Here is a 5,376-nt window from a genome sequence, read left to right on the forward strand (position 1 = left end):
CCAGTTGCGCGCCCGCCAGCTGGGCGCCCACCGCGTCGCCGCACAGCAGGTCCACGCCCATCGCCCGCAGCGAGCCCGCCACCGGGCCGCCCGACGGGCCGTAACAGGCGTGCTGCCCCGCCGTGAACACCGTGTCCGCCGCCAGCTCCAGCGGCACCAGCAGCCCCGCGATCGGCCAGAAGCCCCGCTCCCGGCCCGCCAGCGCGTACGCCGCCGCGAAGACCGCCGCCGCGACCACCAGGACGGCGGTGAGCGGCAGCGGCACCCGGGACAGCAGCACATGGGAGGCGACGGACAGCGTCACGACCAGTGCCGTGAAAATCGCCGCCCGTAGCCCCCTCAGCTGGGTCCCGGTCATGTCGTCCATCGTCCGAGAGTGTGCCACGGCACGCTGTAAGGGTCTCCTAAAGTTCCGGTCGGGCTCGCGGTCGGGCTCACCCCCGCCGTCCGTCCACAGGACGCTCCTGTGTCACTGCGGAGTCGTAGACTTCCGAGCTGTCCCCCTCTCTCCCGACGCTCCCGACCCCCGGAGGCCCCAGCCGTGTCGAAGCCGCCGTTCACGCACCTTCACGTGCACACCCAGTACTCGCTGCTGGACGGTGCCGCGCGGCTCAAGGACATGTTCAACGCGTGCAACGAGATGGGCATGACCCATATCGCCATGAGCGATCACGGCAACCTCCACGGGGCGTACGACTTCTTCCACTCCGCGCAGAAGGCCGGGATCACACCGATCATCGGCATCGAGGCGTACGTCGCCCCCGAGTCCCGGCGCAACAAGCGCAAGATCCAGTGGGGCCAGCCACACCAGAAGCGCGACGACGTCTCCGGCTCCGGTGGTTACACCCACAAGACGATCTGGGCGGCGAACGCGACGGGCCTGCACAACCTGTTCCGGCTCTCCTCCGACGCGTACAAGGAGGGCTGGCTGCAGAAGTGGCCGCGTATGGACAAGGAGACCATCGCCCAGTGGTCCGAGGGGCTCATCGCCTCCACCGGCTGCCCCTCGGGCGAGCTCCAGACGCGGCTGCGCCTCGGCCAGTTCGACGAGGCACTCAAGGCCGCGTCCGACTACCAGGACATCTTCGGCAAGGACCGCTACTTCCTGGAGCTGATGGACCACGGCATCGAGATCGAGCGCCGCGTCCGCGACGGCCTCCTGGAGATCGGCAAGAAGCTCGGCATCCCGCCGCTGGTCACCAACGACTCGCACTACACGTACGCGCACGAGGCGGCCGCGCACGACGCCCTGCTGTGCATCCAGACCGGCAAGAACCTCTCCGACCCCGACCGCTTCCGGTTCGACGGCACCGGCTACTACCTCAAGTCCACCGACGAGATGTACGCCATCGACTCCTCGGACGCCTGGCAGGAGGGCTGCCGCAACACCCTCCTGGTCGCCGAGCAGATCGACACCACCGGGATGTTCCAGAAGCGCGACCTGATGCCGAAGTTCGACATCCCCGAGGGCCACACCGAGGTCACGTGGTTCAAGGAGGAGGTCCGGCGCGGCATGGAGCGCCGCTTCCCGAACGGCATCCCCGAGGACCGCCAGCGCCAGGCGGACTACGAGATGGACGTCATCATCCAGATGGGGTTCCCCGGCTACTTCCTCGTGGTCGCCGACTTCATCATGTGGGCCAAGAACAACGGCATCGCCGTCGGCCCCGGCCGAGGCTCCGCGGCCGGCTCGATCGTCGCGTACGCCATGGGCATCACCGACCTCGACCCCATCCCGCACGGCCTGATCTTCGAGCGGTTCCTCAACCCCGAGCGCGTCTCCATGCCCGATGTCGACATCGACTTCGACGAGCGCCGGCGCGTCGAGGTGATCAGGTATGTGACGGAGAAGTACGGCGCCGACAAGGTCGCCATGATCGGCACCTACGGCACCATCAAGGCCAAGAACGCGATCAAGGACTCCGCGCGCGTGCTGGGCTACCCGTACGCGATGGGCGACCGCCTCACCAAGGCCATGCCCGCCGACGTCCTCGGCAAGGGCATCCCGCTGTCCGGCATCCTCGACCCGCAGCACCCCCGGTACTCCGAGGCGGGCGAGATCCGCGGGATGTACGAGAACGAGCCGGACGTGAAGAAGGTCATCGACACCGCGCGCGGCGTCGAGGGCCTGGTCCGGCAGATGGGTGTGCACGCCGCCGGCGTGATCATGTCCAGCGAGACCATCACCGACCACGTCCCCGTCTGGGTGAGGCACACCGACGGCGTCACCATCACCCAGTGGGACTACCCGAGCTGTGAGTCGCTCGGCCTGCTGAAGATGGACTTCCTGGGCCTGCGCAACCTCACGATCATGGACGACGCCGTCAAGATGGTGAAGGCCAACAAGGGGATCGACATCGATCTCCTCGGCCTCCCGCTCGACGACCCCACGACCTTCGAACTGCTCCAGCGCGGTGACACACTCGGCGTCTTCCAGTTCGACGGCGGCCCCATGCGGTCCCTGCTGCGGCTGATGAAGCCCGACAACTTCGAGGACATCTCCGCCGTCTCGGCCCTCTACCGGCCGGGCCCGATGGGCATGAACTCGCACACCAACTACGCGCTGCGCAAGAACGGCCAGCAGGAGATCACCCCGATCCACCCCGAGCTGGAGGAACCGCTCAAGGAAGTCCTCGGCGTCACCTACGGCCTGATCGTCTACCAGGAGCAGGTGCAGAAGGCCGCCCAGATCATCGCCGGGTACTCACTCGGCGAGGCCGACATCCTCCGCCGCGTCATGGGCAAGAAGAAGCCCGAGGAACTGGCGAAGAACTTCACCATCTTCCAGGCCGGCGCCAAGAAGAACGGCTACAGCGACGAGGCGATCCAGGCCCTCTGGGACGTGCTGGTCCCGTTCGCCGGCTACGCCTTCAACAAGGCCCACTCCGCCGCGTACGGACTCGTCTCCTACTGGACGGCCTACCTCAAGGCCAACCACCCCGCCGAGTACATGGCGGCGCTCCTCACCTCCGTCAAGGACGACAAGGACAAGTCGGCCGTCTACCTCAACGAGTGCCGCCGCATGGGCATCAAGGTGCTCCCGCCCAACGTCAACGAGTCGGAGTCCAACTTCGCCGCCCAAGGCGACGACGTCATCCTCTTCGGCCTCTCCGCCGTGCGGAACGTCGGGACGAACGTCGTCGAGTCGATCATCAGGTGCCGCAAGGCCAAGGGGAAGTACTCGTCCTTCCCCGACTTCCTCGACAAGGTCGAGGTCGTGGTCTGCAACAAGCGCACCGTCGAGTCGCTGATCAAGGCCGGTGCCTTCGACGAGATGGGCCACACGCGCAAGAGCCTCGTCGCCCACCACGAACCGATGATCGACACCGTGGTCGCCGTCAAACGCAAGGAGGCGGAGGGCCAGTTCGACCTCTTCGGCGGCATGGGCGACGAGGAGACCAGCGAGCCCGGCTTCGGCCTCGACGTCGAGTTCTCGGACGTCGAGTGGGAGAAGTCCTATCTGCTCGCGCAGGAGCGCGAGATGCTCGGCCTGTACGTCTCCGACCACCCGCTCTTCGGCATCGAGCACGTCCTCACCGACAAGGCCGACGCCTCCATCGCGCAGCTCGCCGAACTCTCCGACGGCGCCGTCGTCACCATCGGCGGCATCATCTCCGGTCTCCAGCGCAAGATGACCAAGCAGGGCAACGCCTGGGCCATCGCCACCGTCGAGGACCTCGCGGGCTCCATCGACTGCATGTTCTTCCCCGCCTCGTACCAACTGGTCTCCACCCAGCTCGTCGAGGACGCGGTCGTGTTCGTGAAGGGCCGCCTCGACAAGCGCGAGGACGTGCCCCGGCTCGTCGCCATGGAGCTGATGGTCCCCGACCTGTCGGAGGCGGGCGCCAACGCGCCGGTCACCATCATCATCCCGACCGTCAAGGTCACCCCGCCCATGGTCAGCCGCCTCGGCGAGATCCTCAGCCACCACAAGGGCAACACCGAGGTACGGATCAAGCTCCAGGGCCCCCGCAAGACCACCGTCCTGCGGCTCGACCGGCACCGGGTCCAGCCCGACCCCGCCCTCTACGGCGACCTCAAGGTGCTCCTCGGCCCCTCCTGCCTCACCGGCTGACCCGGTCACCGGTACGCACCGGTACGCGGAAGGGGCGCGCCCGTCGTCACGGGCGCGCCCCNCGTGTGGTCCGCGTCAGTTGTGGCCGAACCGCTTCTGCCGGCCCTTCCGGGCCACGTCGGCGGGCGTGACCTGCGCGGCGCGGCTCTCCGCCTGGGACTCCATGGAGGACCGCTGCGCCTGCTCGGTGCCCCGCTCGGCCTGGGACGCCCGCTGACTTCGATCCTGCTTCTTGTTCTTGGCCATGGTGGTGCCTCCTGTGGGGGTGTATAGGGGCCAGGGCCGCTGCCAGACTCACACACCCCCACAACCCGCGCATTTTGGATCATCGCGGACCGTAGTCGCGCACCGGACCGGAGCCCGTAGTCAGAACGCCCCGGACGGCGTACGGTGAGGCGCCACGCCGATGATCGTGCTCCGGCCGTTAAGACTCCGGCAGTCGGGCAGACTCGAAGGAAACCCGAAGCAACTCCCGATCCCGAGGTTCCCGAAAGAGGGTGGAACACGTGGACCGCTGCGTCGTGCTCGTGGACGCCGGCTATCTGCTCGGCGCCGCCGCCAGCCTTCTCGCCGGGGAACCGGCCCGCTCCCGGATCACCGTCGACCACGCCGCCCTCATCCAGGCCCTGCGTGAACGCGCGGAGGCCGACACCCAGCAGCCGCTGCTGCGGATCTACTGGTTCGACGGCGCCCCCGACCGCGTCCCCCAGCCGGAGCACCGCAGACTGCGCGTCATGCCCCGCGTCACCGTCCGGCTCGGCGCCCTGACCCGCAGCGACGGACGCTGGGCGCAGAAGGGCGTCGACGCCGCCATGCACGCCGAACTCACCGAACTGGCCCGCAACCGCGCCTGCTCCGACGTGGTCCTGGTGACCGGCGACGGCGACCTGCTGCCCGGCCTGATGTCCGCCAAGGAACACGGCGTCGCCGTCCACCTGTGGGCCGTCCAGGCCGCCGACGGCGACTACAACCAGTCGGAGGACCTCGTCGCCGAGGCCGACGAGCGGCGCGTGCTCGACCGCGCCTGGATCACCCGGGCCGTCCGCGCCAAGGACCTCACCGGACCGTGCGCCCCGCCCCACCCGCCCCGCCCCGAGATCGCCGCCATCCTCGCCGCGCCCCTGCCCGAGGCCGCCCTCGCCGCCTCCGCGGGCCGCGCACCCGACGGCGACCGACCGGCACCGATGCCCGACGGCACCCGCGCGGACGACGCCCCCGCCGCGGCGTCGGCCGACGGCGCCACCGCCTCCGCCAACGGCAGCTCCGCCCCGGCCGCCGCGGGATCCGCCGCCTCCAAGGCC

At 69.0% G+C, this 5,376-nt stretch carries 3 protein-coding genes and 1 pseudogene; 2 read left to right on the forward strand and 2 right to left on the reverse strand.

What is annotated here, in order from left to right; translation table 11 throughout:
- Positions 1-358: pseudogene (locus HTZ82_RS22325) on the reverse strand (hypothetical protein); the annotation flags it as partial.
- Between the two features lie 183 nt (positions 359-541).
- Here HTZ82_RS22325 and dnaE point away from each other — a divergent pair.
- Positions 542-4,075 (forward strand): DNA polymerase III subunit alpha, encoded by a 3,534-nt coding sequence (dnaE, locus tag HTZ82_RS22330; protein WP_175411235.1) that lies wholly within the window; start codon positions 542-544, stop codon positions 4,073-4,075.
- Between the two features lie 75 nt (positions 4,076-4,150).
- On the opposite strand, the gene HTZ82_RS22335 is transcribed toward dnaE, so the two are convergent.
- Positions 4,151-4,321, reverse strand: coding sequence for a hypothetical protein (locus HTZ82_RS22335; RefSeq protein ID WP_175411236.1), 171 nt, complete (start codon positions 4,319-4,321; stop codon positions 4,151-4,153).
- Positions 4,322-4,572: 251 nt separating this feature from the next.
- Here HTZ82_RS22335 and HTZ82_RS22340 point away from each other — a divergent pair.
- The coding region (locus tag HTZ82_RS22340) for an NYN domain-containing protein (protein WP_309235626.1) at positions 4,573-5,376 on the forward strand (804 nt) is incomplete at its 3' end.

This window comes from Streptomyces sp. TRM64462, from assembly GCF_013362995.1.
Classification (GTDB): domain Bacteria; phylum Actinomycetota; class Actinomycetes; order Streptomycetales; family Streptomycetaceae; genus Streptomyces.

What these genes read in the sequence shown, in the direction of transcription:
- HTZ82_RS22335 (WP_175411236.1), bottom strand. Translation starts at nt 4,321, where the DNA reads ATGGCCAAGAACAAGAAGCAGGATCGAAGTCAGCGGGCGTCCCAGGCC.